This is a genomic window from Streptococcus urinalis 2285-97, from assembly GCF_000188055.2.
Classification (GTDB): domain Bacteria; phylum Bacillota; class Bacilli; order Lactobacillales; family Streptococcaceae; genus Streptococcus; species Streptococcus urinalis.
Genome location: NZ_AEUZ02000001.1, coordinates 877,523 through 897,304 on the forward strand (window position 1 = coordinate 877,523; position 19,782 = coordinate 897,304).

Here is a 19,782-nt window from a genome sequence, read left to right on the forward strand (position 1 = left end):
ACAAGGATAAGAAAAGAGATAAGATGAGATTAATTTATACCGATATTAACAATGATTTAACTCATATTTTAACTGACATTGCCTATCATAATGCAAAAGCAGGTCAGCGTGTTTTTTATATTGCACCTAACTCACTTTCTTTTGAAAAAGAAAGACAAGTTCTAGAACATTTACCTGAAAAAGCATCATTTCAAATAACGGTTACGAGATTTGCCCAATTGGCTAGGTACCTAGTTTTAAATAGACCTGTTCAAAAAACGTCATTAGATGATACGGGATTATCGATGGTATTTTATAAAGCATTGAGTCAACTAAATGACTCACATTTGAAATTGTATGGCAAACTAAAACAAGATGCTGGATTTATAAAACAATTAGTAGAACTGTATAAAGATTTACAAAGTTCCAATGCTCAAATTTCAGATTTGGAGACCTTAGAAAATAAAAGTAAATTTGAAGATTTACAACTGATATTTGCCGAAGTTAATCAGATCTTGTTAGACGGTAATTTTGATAATCAATCAGCTATTGATTATTTAATTGAGTCTTTAGAGACTCAAAAATTAAGTCTGTCTTATTCAGATGTAACTCTTGTTATTGATGGTTTTACTCGTTTTTCAGCCGAAGAAGAAAGGCTTGTTTCATATTTGCATTATCATGGGGTATCGATCATTATTGGTACTTATATGACTGAAAAAGCCTATAAATTATCATTTTATGGAGGTAATATTTTTGAAACTTCAATCTCATTTATGAGATCATTGTCAAGCCGTTTTCAAACTAAAGTTGAATACATTAATGATCATCACAAAACAGCTAATGCCTTTTTTCATTTTTCAAAGACTTTTGAAGCTTTACATGACTTCTCAGAAATAGATGTTGTCAATAACCAAAAAGATGATGCTGTTTTAATTTGGCAAACCATTAATCAAAAAGATGAAATAGAACAAGTAGCTAAAGCAATTCGTGAAAAGCTTTATCAGGGATATCGCTATAAAGATATATTAGTTCTTCTTGGTGATGTAGAAGCTTACGAATTACAAGTGAAAGTTATTTTTGATAAATATGATATTCCTTATTATATTGGCAAATCAGAAAGCATGTCACAACATTCTTTGATTCAATTCTTTGAATCCTTAGAGCGTCTTAAAAAATATAATTGGCGTCGTGAAGATATCATGACACTTTTGAAATCACAATTATCAACTCATTTTGATCAAGAATTAATTGATAAATTCAATCAGTACTTACAATATGCTGATATTAATGGTTTTACCAAATTTAACCGCACATTTAGCTATCAAAATCAAAATAAATATGATTTAGAAGAGTTAAATCGCGTTCGTCAGGCCGTTGTAGAGCCGCTTTCAAAATTATTAAAAGTTAAGGCTCAAAAAGGAAGTTCACTCCTTAAAAAATTGTTGAACTACTTAGAAACGATTCAATTTGCGGAACATTTTCAATCACTTAGTCAAGAACTAAATGAAATTGAATTAGAAAAACAAGAACAAGTTTGGAAAGTTTTTACGACCGTTATTTCAGAATTTAACCTTCTTTTCAGTGATGATACATTATCAATTGAAAAGGCATTATCATTAATAAAAAATGGTATGTTAGCAGGCAATTACAGAGTTGTACCTGCAACTATTGATGTGGTTAATGTTAAATCTTATGATTTGGTGGAGCCACATACTAATAAATTTGTATTTGCTATTGGTTTAACTGCTAGTCATTTTCCTAAACAAGTGACTCAACATTCTTTACTTAGTGATGAAGAAAGAATAAAGCTAAATGAAAATCTGATTGAGACATCAGATACACATTTTGACGTTGCAAGTATTGAGAATACAAAGAAAAGTCATTTTACAGCAGTTTCACTTTTTCATAGTGCAAGTCAAAATCTTATTTTGAGTTCACCAACAGTAGTAAATGAATCACAAGATGATATGTCGCCTTACTTGAAGGAACTTACTGACATCGGAGTCCCTGTGAGTGACAAAAAAGCTAGTCTTCAAGCTATAAATGTTGAAGATATTGGAAATGATAAAGCTTTATTATCGCGAATCATCTCCATTAATCAGGATAAGGATACTTTTTTAGGTGATCATGAAAGAACTTTTTGGGCAGCAGCCAGTCGTTATTTACGACATAAACTAGAAGAAGAAAACCTTTATATTCTAAACAGACCAAATCATTTAGCAACAAAACCCTTATCTAAAGAAGTTTTAGATATTAAATTTCCTAAAAATGAGCCCCTAAACTTATCGTCATCTGCTTTAACAACATTTCATAATAATCAATATTTGTATTACTTACAAAATGTTTTAGCATTACAGGAACAAGAAAGTATTCATCCTGATGCACGAAATCATGGTACCTATCTTCATTTTATCTTTGAAAATGTAATGAAAGACCATTCGACGTTAACTTTTGATCAAAAACTAGAAAATTCAATTGAGAAAGCTAATACTGATGTGCGATTTTTCCAACAATATCAAGAGGATGCTGCTGGTCGTTATTCATTGAGTGTTTTAGAGGATATTGCTCGTAGCACTGCTAGTATCTTAAGGCATCATCAAGGTTTAAAAGTGCTTAAGCAAGAAAAACCATTTTCTTATACCATTAAGCAAAAAGTTAAGGTTAATGGCTATATTGATAGAATTGACCAATTAGATGATGGTAGTTATGGCGTGGTAGATTATAAGTCAAGTAAAAATACATTTGATATTGGGCGTTTTTATAATGGTCTCAGTCCACAATTAGTCACCTATTTATCAGCAATTAAAAAAGATACCGAACTCAATCAGTCTAACAGACTTTTTGGTGCCATGTATCTTCATATGCTAGAACCTAGATTAGAGTTAGCAAAAATAAAAGAAGTTAGTGTTCAAATGATAGCATCACTCTATCAAGACCTAACTTATAAAGGTATTTTTCTTGAAAAAGAAAAAGAACACCTCGCAGGTGGAACCTATCAAATCAAAAATGCTTTATATAGTGATGAAGAATTAGAAATACTTCTGAATTACAATAATTTTCTTTTTGAAAAAGCTGCAAAAACCATACAAAGTGGTAAGTTTTTGATAAACCCTTATACAGAAGATGGAAAATCTGTCGCAGGCAATCAGCTGAAATCAATAACGCGGTTTGAAGCTGATTTAGACTTTGGACAGGCTAGACAATTAATCAAATTACCAAGAACACAAAAAAAAGAAAACTTTTTGAAGAAAATGCAAGAAGTTGAGGTCGATGATGAACTATGAACCTTTTTTAGATAAAGAAGCTATTGAAAAGTTAAAGATTGAGGAATTATCCTCAGATAAGCAACAAAAAAGAACATCAGAACAGATTGAAGCTATCTATAGTAGTGGCCAAAATATTTTAATTTCAGCGTCTGCAGGATCTGGAAAAACCTTTGTCATGGTTGAGAGAATAATGGATATGATTAAACGAGGTGTTTCGATAGACCGACTTTTCATATCAACTTTTACTGTAAAGGCGGCAGGTGAATTAAAAGATCGTTTAAGAACAAAACTTCAAACAGCAATTAAAGAAGAAACTTCTCCTCAAGAAAAAAATCGCTTAAATGATCAGATTAACGCGATTTCACTAGCTGATATTGGGACTATGGATGCTTTTACACAAAAGTTGGTTAATCAATATGGTTATCTTATCGGAGTTTCTCCACAATTTAGAATACTTCAGGATGTGACTGAACAGGATATTTTTAAAAATACCATTTTCACTGAATTATTTGAATCTTATTTAAATGGAAAAGATGCTAAACTATTTAGACAATTGGTTCGAAATTTTTCAGGAAATCGAAAAGACAACTATGCTTTCAAACAATTGGTTTATGCTATTTATCAATTTAGCCAATCAACAGAAAATCCAAAAGAATGGTTAGAAACAACATTTTTAAAAGCCAGTTTAGACTTACAATCTTTTGATGCCATTTCAAATCAACGTATCAATCAATTTTTAGAAATAATGCACCAAACTGCTGATTCTCTAAAAGATTTAACAGATTTAGAAGAGTATCCACGTTTTAAGAAAGATGGTAAACCCACAAAAAAATACACTCAACATTTAGCATTAATCGAGAAATTACATGAGAGTGCACTACACTTTGAAACTGATTATGGTAAAGAAAAACTGAGTCAACTAGCAAAAGAATTGGCTGCATTATTACCATCAGGAACGGATATTACTATTGCAAAGGTTTCTTATTCCGTTTTTAAGGCTATTCAAAATGAAATTCAATATTTTAGACACTTAGAGACTATTTTTCAATACCAGCCTGAAACAATTCTTTTACTTGAACTATTGCAGTCCTTTGTATTGACTTTTTCACAACAGTATTTAGCTTTGAAGAAAGAAGAAAATTGTTTTGAGTTTGGGGATATTGCACATTTTGCAATTCAGATTTTAGAAGAAAATCAAGTGATTAGACAAACTTTTCAAGAGAAATATCATGAAGTTATGGTCGATGAGTATCAGGATAATAACCATACTCAAGAAAGATTATTAGAGCTATTATCAAATGGTCATAATCGCTTTATGGTAGGTGATATTAAACAATCAATTTATAGGTTTAGACAAGCAGATCCAGCTATTTTTAATGCTAAATTTCAAGACTATTTAAACCATCCCCAACATGGCAAACTAATTATTTTAAAAGAAAATTTTAGAAGTCAAAATGAAGTGATTTCAGTAACAAATCAGGTGTTTAAACACTTAATGGATGTCCAAATAGGTGATATCGATTATGATGACAATCATTCTTTAAAAGCTGGAAGTGAAAGGCAATTAATTGCAAAACCAGAAAATAAAGCTCAGATTTTACTTTATGACAATAGTCTTCAAGATAATTCTGAATATAAAGAAGAATCAGCTAATCCTATAGATCCAGGTGAAGTTAAGATAATTGCCAAAGAAATTATCAGATTGCATAATCATGAGAATGTTGCATTTAATGAAATCACCTTGTTAGTCTCCTCTAGAACAAGAAATGATAGTATAATTAGACTGTTTAATCAGTATGGCATTCCTTTAGCTGCTGATGGAGGAGAGCAAAATTACCTTCAGTCGGTTGAAGTAATGGTCATGCTTGAAACACTAAGAACAATTGATAATCCTTTGAATGATTATGCATTAATTGCTTTACTTCGTTCGCCAATGTTCTTTTTTGATGAAGATGATTTAGCTAGAATTTCTCTTCAAGGTAAAAAGGATAAGAAAAAAGAAAATTTCTATGAAAAACTAAAAAATGCCAAGGCTCATTCAGGAGAACATCCTGAACTAATAACAGCTGACCTTTCACAAAAAATAGTTACTTTTGAAACCTATTTAGATAAATGGAGAACATTATCTAGAAATACAGCACTTTATGAATTAATTTGGACCATTTACAACGACCGATTTTATTTTGATTATGTTGGAGATAGCCCCAAAGCAGAACAAGCACAAGCTAATCTTTATGCATTAGCACTTAGGGCCAACCAATTTGAAAAGAATGGTTTTAGAGGTTTATCACGATTTATTAATATGATTGATCATATTATTGAAGCAGAAAATGATTTAGCTTCTGTTGAAGCGGTTGTTCCAAAAGATGCAGTTAGTTTAATGACAATTCATAAATCAAAAGGGCTTGAATTTCCATATGTGTTTATTTTGAATATTGACAAAAAATTTAGTTTCACTGATGTCAATGCTCAAGCAATATTAAGTCGAAAAAATGGAATTGGAATAAAGTACACTGCAGATTTTAAAGAAGCTCTACAAGAGACAATTCTTCCTAGTGTCCCTGTAGTATTAGAAACACTTCCTTATCAGGTCAATCGTGCTGAACTAAAATTAGCAACCCTATCAGAACAAATGAGATTACTCTATGTTGCGATGACAAGAGCAGAAAAGAAACTTTATCTTGTTGGTAAAGCAAATCAAGATAAATGGGAAACTAAATTTCAGATGGAGTCTGAAAACCAAAAAATCCCTCTTATCGAGAGACAATCAATGTCAAGTTTTATGGAATGGTTATTAGCGATTGATCACATATTTAAAGATACCAAAGAATATATGGAGATCACTTATATTTCTGATCATGAGTTATCAGATGACAAAATAGGCCAGCTAAAACAAACTGATAAGATTAGAGCAAATGTAGTCTTAAAAGAGAGACAGAGTCAAGAGATTGTTGATGCCCTAAAACGACTTGAAGCTGTTCAAATCTTAAACAAGCAATATGAACCAGCTATCAATCAACCAGCTGTTAGAACGCCAAGTCAAGTCAAGAAACTATACGAGCCAGTACAAGATACAGAAGGCGTTGATATTGAAAAGGACTCTTACTCAAAATCAAGACAATTTGAATTACCAAGTTTAGACAAAAGGTTAGATATCAAAGCGACACAAATCGGATCTAGTATTCATGAATTAATGCAAAGACTCCCACTAGAAGCTGAAATAACAGAATCTGTAATTGAAAAAACCATTGATGAGATGTTATTGCCAACTGAATTAAGGCGCCAAATAGATTCTAAAATGATATTTGATTTTTTCAATCATACAAAACTAGGTCAGTTGATGCTTTCTTATCCTGAAAATCTTTTTCGTGAAGCTCCTTTTGCAATGTTAAAAAAAGATGATATCAGTCATGAAGATTATGTCATTCGTGGAATTATAGATGGTTATTTTGTTTTTGAAAATCAATTGATATTATTTGATTATAAGACAGATCACTATAAAAATACTTTAGATGTGGTAAAGCGGTATAAAGGTCAAATGTCACTTTATGCAGAAAGTCTTTTGAAAGCTTATCCTAATAGAGAAATTAAGTCATTTTTGATTTTATTGGGTGGTAAGCAAGTTGAAGTAGTTGAAGTAAATAACTAAAAAAATTTAACAAATGTTAGATTTTTTTAGTTATTCCAAAATTGATTTGCAATTTTCTGACATTGTTCGATTTTTTTCCATTGTTGATGAATTGCGAGTTCGTTACCAGAATCACAAGAAGCAAATCCACATTGATGTGATAAATAAAGTCGTTCTTTAGGTAAAATTTGACTTGCTTTTTCAAGTAGTTCATAGACTCGTTCTTCATTATCTAAATCAGTTGTTTTTGATGAGAGTAGCCCTAATACAACTTCAGCATCTTTATCTTTTAAACTAGATAGAGCAGAGATATCACCAGAAGTTTCGCTATCCCATTCTAAAAAGAAACGATCATAATGTTGATCTTTTAAAAACTTTTCAGCGATAGCTTCATATGTACCACCTGCTGCAGAACGGCTTTCGTAATTTCCACGACAATTGTGTGTCCAAACTTTTAAACCAAGAGAATGTGCATAATCAACGATTTGATTATTGATAGCAATAAATTCATCTGCTAAATCTGCCAATTGGGTATTTCCTTCAGCAAAGAATGAATTTGGATTTGATTAATCAAAAAGTTCCCACAAACAATCATCAAATTGGATGATTTTACCACCTATTTCAACATAGTCATCCAAAAACTCTTGGTAAGCATTGATTAGTCCGGCTTTCAACTCTTCATTTGTTTTGTAGACTTGATTTTCTCCTGCTAACTTATCAAAAATAGCAAGCTCTGTGTAAGCATGGGCGGGTCCCCAAACCGTTAGTTTTGTTTGAAAATCACCAGCTTCTTCTTTTAGAAGTCTATAAATATCTAGAAAATGATGATTTTTTCCAGAAAGTGGTTTTACAATACGAATTCCAATGTCTTTTCTGGTTTCATAGTGACTACCATCGTGATCTTTGAAGCTATAACCATGTTCAGCAATATAACGCTCAATACCGTCAAAGCCCCAAATAAAATCAAGATGCCACATTGATTTGGAATACTCACCATCTGTTAAAACATCAATCCCATGGTCCTTTTCATCTTGAATAACTTTTTTGATATTTTTTGTTTCCGTTTCGTGATAACCATCAAAATAATCATAAAAAGGGTACTGAATATCATCACGTTGCTCAATTTTTGTTTTGTAATTTAATAAATCTGCTGGTCTAAGTAGTGATCCTACTAATTGAAATCTAGAATGTGTCATAATGTCTACCTCTTTTTCCTAATAAAACTATGGTAACGGAAAATAGGAAAAATGAAAAATAGTTATTTATTTAGTCTTGATTATAGCTATTGACTATATCAAAAAAAGATGAATCAAAAGATTCATCTTAAAGAATAAATGTTTCTATTGAAATGGAGTGATCATTGTATTTTTGAATAAGAATATCAGAAACGTCCTCATAGAGTGTTTGTATTTCCTTTCTCTTTTCAGGAAATTCAGAACCGATATAATGAAATTGACTCTCAATAGTTAAAAATAATTCGTGAAAAAGTTAGTTCATGACAGTCAACTTGTTAACTAACACCTGATCATCAGCTATAAATGACGGTGGGTTTTGATCATCAATAACATAGTCACCTATTTCTTTTAGTGGGAAAGTACCATATTCTAAACAAAGTTCGTAGTTCATATTTTCCTTCGTTTTCTCTGTTTTTATCTTAGGATACCATAAATGTGTTACATTCACTTTTAATTTGATTATTGTGAATAAATAGACAAGCCAATCATTTGAGATTATAAAACGATAGAGGATATAATAAAGTGTTAAATTATATCAATGCGAGGAGAAAATATGTCTGACAAGATTAGAGTATTACTTTACTACAAATATGTAGCTATTGAAAATGCTGAAGAATATGCAAAAAAACACCTTGAATTTTGTAAATCAATTGGCTTAAAAGGTAGAATTTTAATAGCTGATGAAGGGATTAATGGAACAGTCTCTGGTGATTATGAAACAACGCAAAAATATATGGATTGGGTTCATAGTGATGATCGTTTTGCTGATTTATGGTTCAAGATAGATGAAGAAGAAGAACAAGCTTTCAAGAAAATGTTTGTTCGTTACAAAAAAGAAATTGTTCATTTAGGTCTTGAAGATAATGACTTTGACCAAGATATCAATCCTTTGGAAACTACTGGCGAATATTTAAGTCCAAAACAGTTTAAAGAAGCATTACTTGATGACAATACTGTTGTATTAGATACACGTAATGACTACGAATATGATTTGGGACATTTTAGAGGAGCAATCAGACCAGATATTCGTAACTTCCGTGAATTACCTCAATGGGTTCGTGATAACAAAGAAAAATTTATGGAAAAACGTGTGGTTGTTTATTGTACAGGTGGTGTACGCTGTGAGAAATTTTCTGGCTGGATGGTTCGTGAAGGCTTTAAAGATGTTGGTCAATTACATGGCGGAATCGCAACTTACGGTAAAGACCCAGAAGTTCAAGGCGACTTATGGGATGGTGCTATGTATGTTTTTGATGAGAGAATCGCAGTTCCGATTAATCATGTAGAGCCAACCGTTATTGCGCGTGATTACTTTGATGGTCAACCATGCGAACGCTATGTGAATTGTGCAAATCCGTTTTGTAACAAACAAATTTTTGCATCAGAAGAAAATGAAGCAAAATACTTACGTGGTTGCTCACCTGAATGTCGCGCTCATGAAAAAAACCGTTATGTTGCTGAGCACGGTTTAACTAGACAAGAATGGTCAGATCGTTTGGAAGCCATTGGAGAATATTTACCAGAATCTGTAATGGCTTAAAAAAAGAAATCCCATTTGGGATTTCTTTTTTTTATTGATTTTTCTTAGCGAGCAACACGACGACGAGCAGCTTTTTTGCGATTTTCTTCAACAAATGCAGCTTTTTCTTCTTCTGGTTCAATAATAGTCTTTTTAACAGCAAATACTGCACCAGCCACTGTTGCTGCTGTAGCAACAACACCTGTAACTAAACCTTTTGCAAATTGAAATTTTTTACTCATATTTTGTTTCCCCACTTCATTGAAAATTGAGCATAAGTATGGTTAGAAATTCTTTGTCTTCTATACACTTATGTTATAATATATGGTAACTAAATTTAAGTTAAATAGCAAGTGAAAACGTTCTTAGTCATTTATATCATAAGGAAGGAAAGTTCATTATAAAAAATGCAAAAAATTATTGTTATTGTTGGTCCAACAGCAATAGGCAAGAGTGATTTAGGTATTAAACTAGCAAAAATCTATAATGGTGAAATTATTTCTGGTGATAGTCAGCAAGTATATCGTCAGTTAGATATTGGTACTGCCAAAGTTACAAAACAAGAACAAGAAGAGATTAAACATCATTTAATAGATGTCAGAGATGTTACTGATAGTTATTCTGCATTTGATTTTGTTCAAGAGGCCCAAAAGGCTATAAGTGAAATTGCTGAAAAATCTAAATTACCAATTATTGTTGGAGGCACGGGTCTATATATTCAAAGTCTCATTGAAGGCTATCATCTAGGCGGTCAAGTTGATCAAAAAAAAGTTTTATCATTGAGAGCAGAATTAGAACAGCTAGATAACGAGGACATAAAATCAATTTTAGAAGAAAAAAAGATTGTCATTGATCAGTACAATAAGAGACGATCTATCAGAGCAATTGAAATAGAAACTTTTGGGAAAAAGCTTGAGAATGATCACCCAAATTATGATGTCTTATTAATTGGACTTAACGATGATCGTCAGACTATTTATGATAGAATTAATAGACGCGTTGATAATATGATAAAAAATGGCATTTTAGATGAAGCTAGATACCTCTATGATTATTATCCAGAAGTTCAAGCAACACGTGCGATTGGTTATAAAGAATTTTTCCCCTATTTTTCAGGAGAAATCACTCTTTTTGATGCTAGTGAAAAATTAAAACAAAACACGAGAAGATTTGCAAAAAGACAGTTAACATGGTTCAAAAATAGAATGGATGTCACTTTTTTTGATATTTCCAAACCTGAAAGTCAATTTGAAATCAAAGAATTAATTGAAAATTTCATACAATCTTAAAATCTAAAGAAAGAATATATCTAATTAGTGGCACATATGCTATAATAATAATGAAAAATAGTAAGGGGTTAAAATGACATACGAAAATTTATTAAGTCGTTTTTTGACTTATGTCAAAATAAATACACGGAGTAATCCGGAAAGCCAAACGACACCAACGACTCAAAGTCAAGTTGATTTTGCCTTAAAAACATTGAAACCAGAATTAGAAGCCATTGGTTTAACAGATATCCACTATCTAGAAAGTAATGGTTATCTTGTTGCTACATTGCCAGCAAATGACCAAAGTTTCACCAAAAAAATTGGTTTTATCTCTCACATGGACACAGCCGATTTTAATGCAGAAAATGTTAATCCACAAGTTATCGAAAATTATGATGGAAAAGCTATTTCACTTGGTGAATCAGGTTTTGAACTATCGCCAAAAGAATTTCCAAACCTAAATCATTACTTGGGACAAACTTTGATTACAACGGATGGAACAACTTTGCTTGGTTCAGATGATAAATCAGGTATTGCTGAGATTATTACAGCGGTAGAATACCTTTCAAAACATCCTGAAATAAAACATGGTGACATTCGAGTTGGTTTTGGTCCAGATGAAGAAATTGGAATTGGTGCTGATAAATTTGATGTAACCGATTTTGACGTTGATTTTGCTTATACTGTTGACGGTGGCCCGCTTGGAGAATTACAGTACGAAACTTTCAGTGCTGCAGAACTAAAAGTTGACTTCATAGGCAGAAATGTTCACCCAGGAACAGCTAAAGATCAAATGATTAATGCCTTGCAATTGGCTATTGACTTTCATAATCAATTACCTGAAAATGATAGACCTGAAAAAACGGATGGTTATCAAGGATTTTATCACCTACACGGGATGTCTGGAACAGTAGAAACAGCTCAAAGTGTCTATATTATTCGTGATTTTGAAGATACTAATTTCCAAGAACGTAAAGATAAAGTTCAAGAAATTGCCAAAACTCTTAACCAAGCGTATGGTGAAGAACGAGTGATTGTAACTTTGAAAGATCAATATTATAATATGAAAAAAGTCATTGAAAAAGATATGACACCAATTAATATTGCTAAGTCTGTCATGGAATCTCTTGATATTAAACCTATTATCGAACCAATTCGTGGTGGTACTGATGGCTCAAAAATATCATTTATGGGGATTCCAACACCAAATATTTTTGCAGGTGGTGAAAATATGCACGGTCGATTCGAATATGTGAGCCTTGAGACAATGGAAAAAGCAGTTGATGTCATTATTGGAATCAGCTCATATCAAGCTTGAGCTATTTGTCTAAGGAGGTTATCGTTTGATAAAATTATTTGGTAAAATTAGATATCACTGGCAACCTGAATTATCATGGTTAATTGTATATTGGTCAATAACGATTGCACCTATTTTTATTGGACTTTCACTGTTATATGAAAGAACAGAAATTCCTAGTCAAGTATTTGTTCTATTTGCCATATTTATTATTTTAGTTGGAATTGGAATACATCGATACTTTATTATTGAAGAAAATGGCAAATTAAGAGTTGTTTCTCTAAAACTATTTGGTCCAAGACGGATTGAGATTTCTAAAATAAAAAAAATAGAAGTTACAAAGTCAAGTGTCATTATTATTTTACCTGAAAAAAAATACACTTACTATATGAGAAAATGGCCTAAAAAATATTTTTTAGATGCAATAGCAATTAATCCTTATTTTAAAGGTGAAGTAGAATTAACGGATAATCTTACTAAACTTGATTATTTTGAAACTTACCAACAAGAAAAAAACACTTAATCAATAATAAGTGCTTTAGTTGGGCAAGATTTTACAGCTAAAAGAGCATCTTTGTCTTGATCAGATACAATCATACTTTTTTCGTCTGACTGAGAAAATTTAACGATACCTTCATCGTCATAATCAAAGATGGATGAATAGGTCTGACAGAGACCACATGCGATACATTTTTCAGGTATAAGTGATATTTTCATATCTCTATTTTAATACTAACATCTATATTTAACAAGGGGGAAAGAGCATGGCAAAAAAACCATGGGAAGAAAAAATTGTAGACGATACAAGAGAGAGCAGAACACAAAAAAATAGAGGTCCATTAATCAGTACACCATGGTTAACTGCTTTGTTAAGTGCTTTCTTTGTTATCTTAGTTGTGGCCTTATTTGTTGTATTTTATACATCAAACAGGGGTGCTAACAAAGAAACCGAAACTTCTGGATTTTATGGTGCTTCATCAAGTAAAGTTTCAAATTCTAAAAAAGCGTCTAATTCAAAATCAAAAACAAAATCATCTGTTAAAGAATCAAGTACAAGTTCTTCATCAGTAGCTTCTTCAGCTTCATCTTCAAGTACTGAAACATCTACCAGTTCTTCATCAGGAAATGGTCAAACCATTACCGTTCAATCTGGTGAAGGTGCAGCATCAATTGCTGCTCGAGCAGGTATTTCTGTGAGTCAACTTGAGTCACTAAATCCTGACCATATGACACAAGGTTACTGGTATGCTAATCCAGGTGATCAAGTTTACATTAATTAATTTTGAAAGGTTGTCATGAGAAATATAACTATTGCAATTGACGGACCGGCTTCAAGTGGAAAAAGTACTGTAGCCAAGATTATCGCTAGAAATCTTGGCTACACTTATTTAGACACTGGAGCTATGTATCGTTCAGCCACTTATCTAGCATTAGAAAATAATATTAATCCGGAAAATATTTCTAAACTTTTAGAGTTATTAGCAGATAATCCTATAAGATTTGGAAAGACAGAAGATGGTCAGCAAAAAGTTTTTGTTGGCGATAAAGAGGTAACTGATACCATTCGACAACCTGAAATAACAAATAATGTTTCTTGGGTTTCCGCATTACCTGAAGTGAGAGAAGAATTAGTATCTCAACAAAGAAGGATTGCAAAAGAAGGTTCTATTATTATGGATGGTAGAGATATCGGAACTGTTGTATTACCAGATGCTGAATTAAAAATATTCTTAGTTGCATCTGTTGAAGAAAGGGCTCAAAGAAGATATAAAGAAAATCTTTCTAAAGGGATCACTACTGACTTTGATACATTAAAAGATGAAATTGCAACTAGAGATTACAAAGATAGTCATAGAGAAGTTTCTCCTTTGAAAGCGGCTGATGATGCTATTCTATTTGATACTACCGGAGTAGATATTGATGGTGTTGTCCAATTTATTCAAGAAAAAGCAGAAAAAAAGATTGACATGAAAAATAAGTAGTGTTATACTATTCTTAATGAGAAAAGTAGGAGTGAGAGCTCCTCGCCTTGCAACGAAAGTTGTCTGGCCCAAACATGTCAAATCTCAATGAGATACTATATGTGTATGGGCTTAGAAATTTTAAGCCCATTTTCTTTTCTCTAAAAAAATGAAGAGGTGAAGATTATAGCTAAGAAAGATCTATTTATCAATGATGAAATTCGCGTACGTGAAGTTCGTCTAGTTGGTCTTGATGGTGAACAACTAGGTATTAAACCATTATCAGAAGCGCAATCAATTGCAGATAATGCTAATGTTGATTTGGTTTTAATCCAACCACAAGCTACACCACCTGTTGCTAAAATTATGGACTATGGAAAGTTCAAATTTGAGTATCAAAAGAAACAAAAAGAACAACGCAAAAAACAAAGTGTTGTTACGGTTAAAGAAGTACGTCTAAGTCCTGTTATTGATAAAGGTGACTTTGACACAAAACTTCGTAATGGTCGTAAATTCCTTGAAAAAGGAAATAAAGTAAAAGTTTCTATTCGATTTAAAGGTCGTATGATCACTCATAAAGAAATTGGAGCAAAGGTACTAGCTGAATTTGCTGAAGCGACACAAGATATCGCAATCATTGAGCAAAGAGCAAAAATGGATGGTCGCCAAATGTTTATGCAACTTGCACCAATTCCTGACAAAAAATAATTGTCAATTGAAAATTTATTTTAAGAGGAGAATTCTAAAATGCCAAAACAAAAAACACACCGCGCATCAGCTAAACGTTTTAAACGTACAGGTTCAGGTGGATTGAAACGCTTCCGTGCCTTTACATCACACCGTTTCCACGGTAAAACTAAAAAACAACGTCGTCATCTTCGTAAAGCAGGAATGGTACATTCTGGAGATTACAAACGTATTAAAGCAATGCTTACTCGTCTTAAATAATAAGACAAGGTAAACATTTACTAGACATTATTAGAATTATTTGGAGGAAATATAAATGGCTCGTGTTAAAGGTGGAGTTGTTTCACGTAAACGTCGTAAACGTGTACTTAAATTAGCAAAAGGTTACTATGGTGCAAAACATATCTTGTTCCGTACTGCAAAAGAACAAGTAATGAATTCTTACTACTATGCATACCGTGACCGTCGTCAGAAAAAACGTGACTTCCGTAAATTATGGATTACACGTATCAATGCGGCTGCTCGTATGAATGGTTTATCATATTCACAATTAATGCATGGTTTGAAACTTGCTGAAATTGAAGTAAACCGTAAAATACTTGCTGATTTGGCTGTTAATGATGCTGCTGCATTTACTGCATTAGCTGATGCTGCTAAAGATAAATTAGGTAAATAATAAAAAAGCTCAATGAGCTTTTTTTATTATACATCTTCTTATATATAAAAAAGAATAGACATGATTAGTCTATTCTTTTTTTGATGACGAAGTACTTGAAGAAGATTCTTTGTCTTTATCAGGGTTTAATTCTAAATAGCTAGGTGCTTTAAATAAATCTTGTGTTGACTTATGGCCGTTTTGGTCATATAGACTTGTTGAAGCAGAACCTTTCTTATTTTCAATTTCTTTAAGTTGTTTCATTTCTTTATTGTAATTATATTTGGTTGGATCAACTGCTTTTAGACCACTGTCAGTATCAAAACGAAGCAAATCACCAGTTTGTATGGAATCACTCACAGACAGCTGTTTAGCAACGCTGTTTTTGATTTCTTTGATTTTAGCTTTTGTTGCTTCATCAGGATTTGTAATTTCTTCACCTGTTTTAGTGTTATAAAGTCTTCCACCGTAGTTAGTATACTCAGGTGTAATGTAGGTTCCTGAAGTTCTTTGAGCAACGATTTGTTTATTTTGAGGTGATAATAAATCTTGACCTAGTTGAACATAATTTTTAGTATCAATTCCTAATAAATGTAAAATCGTAGGTAAAGCATCTACTTCGCCACCATAAGTCTGACTAATATGTCCTTGGGTGTTACCAGGTATATGAATCATAAAAGGTACGCGTTGTAACATAGCATTATCATACTCTGACCAAGTTTGAGAGTTTTTACCAAGCAATGAAGCAAGGCTAGGATTTCTAGAATTAGAAATACCGTAGTGATCTCCATATAATACAAAAATGGATTTATCGTATAAACCGGTAGCTTTCAAATAATTAAAGAAAGCTTGTAGTGAGGCATCTAAATAGTTTGCCGTTGCAAAGTAACCATTAATTGTCTCATCATCCGTTTTTGCGAGGGGAAATCCTTCTTCTGATTTTTCACCTTTAAGACTGGTATAAGGGTAATGATTAGAAACAGTAATAAATTTTGTGTAGAAGGGTTGTTGCAGTCTTTCTAAATATTTTATAGAATCTGCAAACATGTATTTATCATTCAAACCATATTGGAAGGAATTTGATTCATCTTGTTTGGAGAAATAATGGGAATCAAAGAAGTAATTGTAACCCCATTGTTTATAAGCATTATTTCGATTCCAAAAGCTTCCGACATTCCCGTGGAATACGGCACTTGTATAGCCACCATTCTGTGCAAGAATATTTGGTGTCGCAAATTGGGAGTTATCCCCACCGTAGTTTACCATGAAGGAACCACTGTTTAAACCAAAGAGTGAATTTTCCATTAGAGTCTCAGCATCAGATGTTTTACCAGCTTTAACTTGATGGAAAAAGTTTGCAAAAGCAAATGTTTGATTTGAGTGATAGAGTGAATTTAAGAAAGGGGTAACTTCGTGTTCTGTTCCATCAACATTTAGCTTATAATCAATTAAAAATTGTTGGAAACTTTCTAAATGAATGACAAAAACATTTTTTCCTTTTGCCATCCCATAATATTGTGGATTTGGAGTCGCATAATGTTTTGAAACATATTTTTTAACATCTTTTAGCTCATCAGCTGTTGCATTATTTCTTTCTTTTTGAGCTTGATAGGTTTGATTTGCACTGTAAGTTGTAAAGGCTGGTAACCCAAGAGCTCTAACAACGTAAGTATTTGAAAAACCACGAGAGAGTAATTCAGGTCTGTCAATTTCTGCTAAAAAGAGATTGATTGAGAATAAAAGTCCTGAAAGTGCTGTAACTGCAAAACTTGCACGTTTATTAAAAGGTCGTTCATCTTTCCTAAAGGATTTGTTTAAACAAAGGACTATCATAATGATATAGTCTAAAATAAAGATCAAATCCCAAACTCTAAGTAAGTTAAGTGCTGAATCACCTAAACCTGCAGAAACTTTAGTACTTGCCAGCATTGCACTAACAGTAATAAAATCAGAGAACTCACGAAAGTAGATGGAATTTGAAATTAGTAATACATTTAAAATGGTATACAAAATCCAAGTTGTTACATAGAATGCTCTGGTATTTTTGATGTATAATGCAAGACCAATAAATAATAAAGCAATCGGAATGGGATTGATAATGGTCAAAAAGAGTTGGTATAGATTTTCTAAATCTAGAGAGAAATCAATGTGATATGTCCATATGGTCTTTAGCCAATATAGAAATAGTAATGTAAATATGAAACCTAATCTAGTGTTAATAACACTAAATATAAATTTTTTTATTTTTTTCACTGAAGGAACTTCCTTAACTATTTTTTCCTAAAGATAAAATCTCAAAGTAAATTATAACATAAAAATTAAATTAAGTTATGAAAGAACAATTAAATTTAGTGGGATTTTTTATGAAACTTTGGTATAATAAAGCTTATGAAAAAACTGCAAGTTGATTCTCTTGCTGAAAAAAAAATAAAGCAAGGGATACAATTACTATATTCAAGGGATATCAAAGTTGATTTTGAGTTAAATCAATTAGTATCGCTTTTTAATAAAAATAATCAATTTCTTGGTACAGCCTACTTATCTGAGCAAAATAAAGGAATTGGTTGGGTTTTGTCTAAAAATGAAGTGGTACTTGATTTGAATTACTTCATTGCACTTTTTAAAGTTGCAAAGTCAAAAAGACATGATTATATTTTATCAACACAAACAAATGCTTTTAGAGTCTTTAATCAAGATGGAGATCATTTTGGTGGACTAACAATAGATATTTATGATGACTTTGCTTTGTTTTCTTGGTACAATGAATTTGTAGTTTCTCAAAAGGCTATTATTTTAGAAGCATTTAATCTTGTTTTCCCAGAAATAAATGGGATATATGAAAAACTAAGAATTAAGAATGCTAGTTATCAATCGGCTCACTTATACGGTAAAGAAGCACCAGAAAAATTTTTAATTAAAGAAAATGATATCAACTATCAAATTTTTTTAAATGATGGTTTAATGACTGGTATTTTTTTAGATCAACATGATGTTAGAAATCATTTAACAAAAGGATTGGCTAATCAAAAATCAGTATTGAATCTATTTTCATATACTGCAGCTTTTTCTGTTGCATCAGTTGTTGGTGGTGCAAAGAAAACTGACTCAGTTGATTTAGCAAAACGATCTAAAGAACTTTCTATCGCACATTTTAAAGCTAATAATTTGCCTCTTGATAATCATAACTTTATCATTATGGATGTTTTTGAGTATTTTAAGTATGCCAAGCGCAAACAATTAAAATACGATCTTATTATTATAGATCCACCAAGTTTTGCTCGAAATAAAAAACAAACATTTTCTGTTCAAAAAGATTATCATAGATTAGTTAGCCAATCTCTCGACATTTTAGAACCTAATGGTAGTCTAATCCTATCAACAAATGCTGCTAATCTAACAAAAAAACAGTTTAAGAAACAAATTGAAAAAGGCTTAGGTAAGGTCAACTATGACATTACCCAATTTCAACAATTGCCAAATGATTTTACTGTCAATAATTCTGATGAAAGTAGTAATTACTTAAAAGTTTTTACAATAAAGGTTACACAATGAAATTAGTCGTACCAATAATGCCAAAAAATTTAGAAGAAACTCAAGCAATTGATATCTCAAAATTTGATCAAGTTGATCTGATTGAGTGGCGAGCTGACTACCTGACAAAAGATGATATTTTAATGGTAGCACCTGCCATATTTGAAAAATTTTCTGGTCGAGAAGTTATTTTTACCATTCGTACCAATAAAGAGGGTGGCAATTTAGAGATTTCTGATCAAGACTATGTTGCTATCTTAAAGGATATAAATACAATTTATAATCCAGATTATATTGATTTTGAATATTTTTCACATAAAGAAGCTTTTCAAGAAATGCTTGATTTTCCAAACCTAGTTTTGTCTTATCATAATTTTGAAGAGACACCGGAAAATCTAATGGAATCATTTTCTGAGATGACTAAATTAGCACCTCGAGTTGTCAAAATTGCTGTTACACCTCAAAGTGAGCAAGATGTTTTAGATTTAATGAATTACACAAGAGGTTTTAAAGCCTTAAACCCAGAACAAACTTATGCAACGATGTCTATGGGTAAATTAGGAAAACTTTCACGGTTAGCTGGAGATGTTATTGGTTCTTCTTGGACTTTTGCAGCTCTTGAAAATACTAGTGCACCAGGTCAAATTGCATTAAAAGATATGAAACTTATCAAAGATGTTCTATCTGAAGACTAATAACCAAGTCTAGACTAACCACTGTTTTGTCTAGATTTGGTTTTTTTATTTTTTAAAA

Annotated in this window: 16 protein-coding genes, 2 pseudogenes and 1 other annotated feature; of the genes and pseudogenes, 13 read left to right on the forward strand and 5 right to left on the reverse strand. The window is 31.9% G+C overall.

Features of this window, described 5'->3' with window-relative positions; translation table 11 throughout:
• Window positions 1–23: 23 nt before the first annotated feature.
• A complete protein-coding gene (rexB, locus tag STRUR_RS04455; RefSeq protein WP_006739990.1) occupies window positions 24–3,263 on the forward strand; it encodes an ATP-dependent nuclease subunit B in 3,240 nt (1,079 codons plus the stop codon).
• Window positions 3,253–6,894 carry a helicase-exonuclease AddAB subunit AddA gene (gene addA / locus STRUR_RS04460; RefSeq protein WP_006739369.1) on the forward strand — a complete coding sequence of 1,214 codons (3,642 nt, stop codon included), beginning with the start codon at window positions 3,253–3,255 and terminating at the stop codon, window positions 6,892–6,894. Before rexB ends, addA begins: the two co-directional genes overlap by 11 nt.
• A 26-nt stretch (window positions 6,895–6,920) precedes the next feature.
• On the opposite strand, the pseudogene STRUR_RS11865 reads toward addA, so the two are convergent.
• Window positions 6,921–8,069: pseudogene (locus STRUR_RS11865) on the reverse strand (cobalamin-independent methionine synthase II family protein).
• A gap of 127 nt (window positions 8,070–8,196) precedes the next feature.
• Window positions 8,197–8,499, reverse strand: a pseudogene (locus STRUR_RS11870) (hypothetical protein).
• 162 nt (window positions 8,500–8,661) lie between these two features.
• On the opposite strand from STRUR_RS11870, the gene trhO reads away from it, so the two are divergent.
• Window positions 8,662–9,648, forward strand: coding sequence for an oxygen-dependent tRNA uridine(34) hydroxylase TrhO (trhO, locus tag STRUR_RS04475; RefSeq protein ID WP_006739059.1), 987 nt, complete (start codon window positions 8,662–8,664; stop codon window positions 9,646–9,648).
• Window positions 9,649–9,692: 44 nt separating this feature from the next.
• Here trhO and STRUR_RS11265 read toward each other — a convergent pair whose 3' ends face one another.
• Complete coding sequence (locus STRUR_RS11265) at window positions 9,693–9,869, reverse strand: DUF3042 family protein (RefSeq protein WP_006739672.1); 177 nt, start codon at window positions 9,867–9,869, stop codon at window positions 9,693–9,695.
• Between the two features lie 165 nt (window positions 9,870–10,034).
• Here STRUR_RS11265 and miaA point away from each other — a divergent pair, with 165 nt between their 5' ends.
• The 3 genes from miaA to STRUR_RS04490 all read left to right on the forward strand — a co-directional run bounded on the left by miaA (window position 10,035) and on the right by STRUR_RS04490 (window position 12,718).
• Complete coding sequence (miaA, locus tag STRUR_RS04480; RefSeq protein WP_006739781.1) at window positions 10,035–10,916, forward strand: tRNA (adenosine(37)-N6)-dimethylallyltransferase MiaA; 882 nt, start codon at window positions 10,035–10,037, stop codon at window positions 10,914–10,916.
• A gap of 73 nt (window positions 10,917–10,989) precedes the next feature.
• Window positions 10,990–12,216 (forward strand): peptidase T, encoded by a 1,227-nt coding sequence (pepT, locus tag STRUR_RS04485; RefSeq protein ID WP_006740345.1) that lies wholly within the window; start codon window positions 10,990–10,992, stop codon window positions 12,214–12,216.
• A 25-nt stretch (window positions 12,217–12,241) separates the two neighbouring features.
• Window positions 12,242–12,718, forward strand: coding sequence for an EbsA family protein (locus tag STRUR_RS04490; RefSeq protein ID WP_006739351.1), 477 nt, complete (start codon window positions 12,242–12,244; stop codon window positions 12,716–12,718).
• On the opposite strand, the gene STRUR_RS04495 is transcribed toward STRUR_RS04490, so the two are convergent.
• The gene (locus tag STRUR_RS04495) at window positions 12,715–12,912 is read right to left on the reverse strand and encodes a ferredoxin (protein ID WP_006738699.1); all 198 of its coding nucleotides are present in this window, start codon (window positions 12,910–12,912) and stop codon (window positions 12,715–12,717) included. The genes STRUR_RS04490 and STRUR_RS04495 overlap by 4 nt on opposite strands.
• Before the next feature lie 47 nt (window positions 12,913–12,959).
• On the opposite strand from STRUR_RS04495, the gene STRUR_RS04500 reads away from it, so the two are divergent.
• The 5 genes from STRUR_RS04500 to rplT all read left to right on the forward strand — a co-directional run bounded on the left by STRUR_RS04500 (window position 12,960) and on the right by rplT (window position 15,519).
• Complete coding sequence (locus tag STRUR_RS04500; RefSeq protein WP_006738858.1) at window positions 12,960–13,475, forward strand: SAG1386/EF1546 family surface-associated protein; 516 nt, start codon at window positions 12,960–12,962, stop codon at window positions 13,473–13,475.
• Window positions 13,476–13,490: 15 nt separating this feature from the next.
• The gene (gene cmk, locus STRUR_RS04505; RefSeq protein ID WP_006739346.1) at window positions 13,491–14,177 is read left to right on the forward strand and encodes a (d)CMP kinase; all 687 of its coding nucleotides are present in this window, start codon (window positions 13,491–13,493) and stop codon (window positions 14,175–14,177) included.
• 17 nt (window positions 14,178–14,194) lie between these two features.
• Window positions 14,195–14,321 (forward strand) — a sequence feature (ribosomal protein L20 leader region).
• A 12-nt stretch (window positions 14,322–14,333) separates the two neighbouring features.
• Window positions 14,334–14,864, forward strand: coding sequence for a translation initiation factor IF-3 (gene infC, locus STRUR_RS04510; protein WP_006739563.1), 531 nt, complete (start codon window positions 14,334–14,336; stop codon window positions 14,862–14,864).
• A gap of 39 nt (window positions 14,865–14,903) precedes the next feature.
• On the forward strand, window positions 14,904–15,104 hold the full coding sequence (gene rpmI, locus STRUR_RS04515) for a 50S ribosomal protein L35 (RefSeq protein WP_006739008.1): 201 nt from the start codon (window positions 14,904–14,906) through the stop codon (window positions 15,102–15,104).
• A gap of 55 nt (window positions 15,105–15,159) precedes the next feature.
• Entirely contained in the window at window positions 15,160–15,519 is a 360-nt protein-coding gene (gene rplT, locus STRUR_RS04520) for a 50S ribosomal protein L20 (RefSeq protein ID WP_006739973.1), read from the forward strand.
• Between the two features lie 69 nt (window positions 15,520–15,588).
• On the opposite strand, the gene STRUR_RS04525 is transcribed toward rplT, so the two are convergent.
• Window positions 15,589–17,751 carry an LTA synthase family protein gene (locus tag STRUR_RS04525; protein ID WP_006740309.1) on the reverse strand — a complete coding sequence of 721 codons (2,163 nt, stop codon included), beginning with the start codon at window positions 17,749–17,751 and terminating at the stop codon, window positions 15,589–15,591.
• 135 nt (window positions 17,752–17,886) lie between these two features.
• Here STRUR_RS04525 and STRUR_RS04530 point away from each other — a divergent pair, with 135 nt between their 5' ends.
• The gene (locus tag STRUR_RS04530) at window positions 17,887–19,050 is read left to right on the forward strand and encodes a class I SAM-dependent rRNA methyltransferase (protein ID WP_006738437.1); all 1,164 of its coding nucleotides are present in this window, start codon (window positions 17,887–17,889) and stop codon (window positions 19,048–19,050) included.
• On the forward strand, window positions 19,047–19,724 hold the full coding sequence (gene aroD, locus STRUR_RS04535) for a type I 3-dehydroquinate dehydratase (RefSeq protein ID WP_006738998.1): 678 nt from the start codon (window positions 19,047–19,049) through the stop codon (window positions 19,722–19,724). Before STRUR_RS04530 ends, aroD begins: the two co-directional genes overlap by 4 nt.
• The last annotated feature ends 58 nt before the right edge of the window (window positions 19,725–19,782 follow it).

Excerpts from the sequence above, each read along its gene's own strand:
- rexB (WP_006739990.1), top strand. The coding sequence starts at position 24 with ATGAGATTAATTTATACCGATATTAACAATGATTTAACTCATATTTTA.
- addA (WP_006739369.1), top strand. The coding sequence starts at position 3,253 with ATGAACTATGAACCTTTTTTAGATAAAGAAGCTATTGAAAAGTTAAAG.
- trhO (WP_006739059.1), top strand. The coding sequence starts at position 8,662 with ATGTCTGACAAGATTAGAGTATTACTTTACTACAAATATGTAGCTATT.
- STRUR_RS11265 (WP_006739672.1), bottom strand. The coding sequence starts at position 9,869 with ATGAGTAAAAAATTTCAATTTGCAAAAGGTTTAGTTACAGGTGTTGTT.
- miaA (WP_006739781.1), top strand. The coding sequence starts at position 10,035 with ATGCAAAAAATTATTGTTATTGTTGGTCCAACAGCAATAGGCAAGAGT.
- pepT (WP_006740345.1), top strand. The coding sequence starts at position 10,990 with ATGACATACGAAAATTTATTAAGTCGTTTTTTGACTTATGTCAAAATA.
- STRUR_RS04495 (WP_006738699.1), bottom strand. The coding sequence starts at position 12,912 with ATGAAAATATCACTTATACCTGAAAAATGTATCGCATGTGGTCTCTGT.
- STRUR_RS04500 (WP_006738858.1), top strand. The coding sequence starts at position 12,960 with ATGGCAAAAAAACCATGGGAAGAAAAAATTGTAGACGATACAAGAGAG.
- cmk (WP_006739346.1), top strand. The coding sequence starts at position 13,491 with ATGAGAAATATAACTATTGCAATTGACGGACCGGCTTCAAGTGGAAAA.
- rpmI (WP_006739008.1), top strand. The coding sequence starts at position 14,904 with ATGCCAAAACAAAAAACACACCGCGCATCAGCTAAACGTTTTAAACGT.
- rplT (WP_006739973.1), top strand. The coding sequence starts at position 15,160 with ATGGCTCGTGTTAAAGGTGGAGTTGTTTCACGTAAACGTCGTAAACGT.
- STRUR_RS04530 (WP_006738437.1), top strand. The coding sequence starts at position 17,887 with ATGAAAAAACTGCAAGTTGATTCTCTTGCTGAAAAAAAAATAAAGCAA.
- aroD (WP_006738998.1), top strand. The coding sequence starts at position 19,047 with ATGAAATTAGTCGTACCAATAATGCCAAAAAATTTAGAAGAAACTCAA.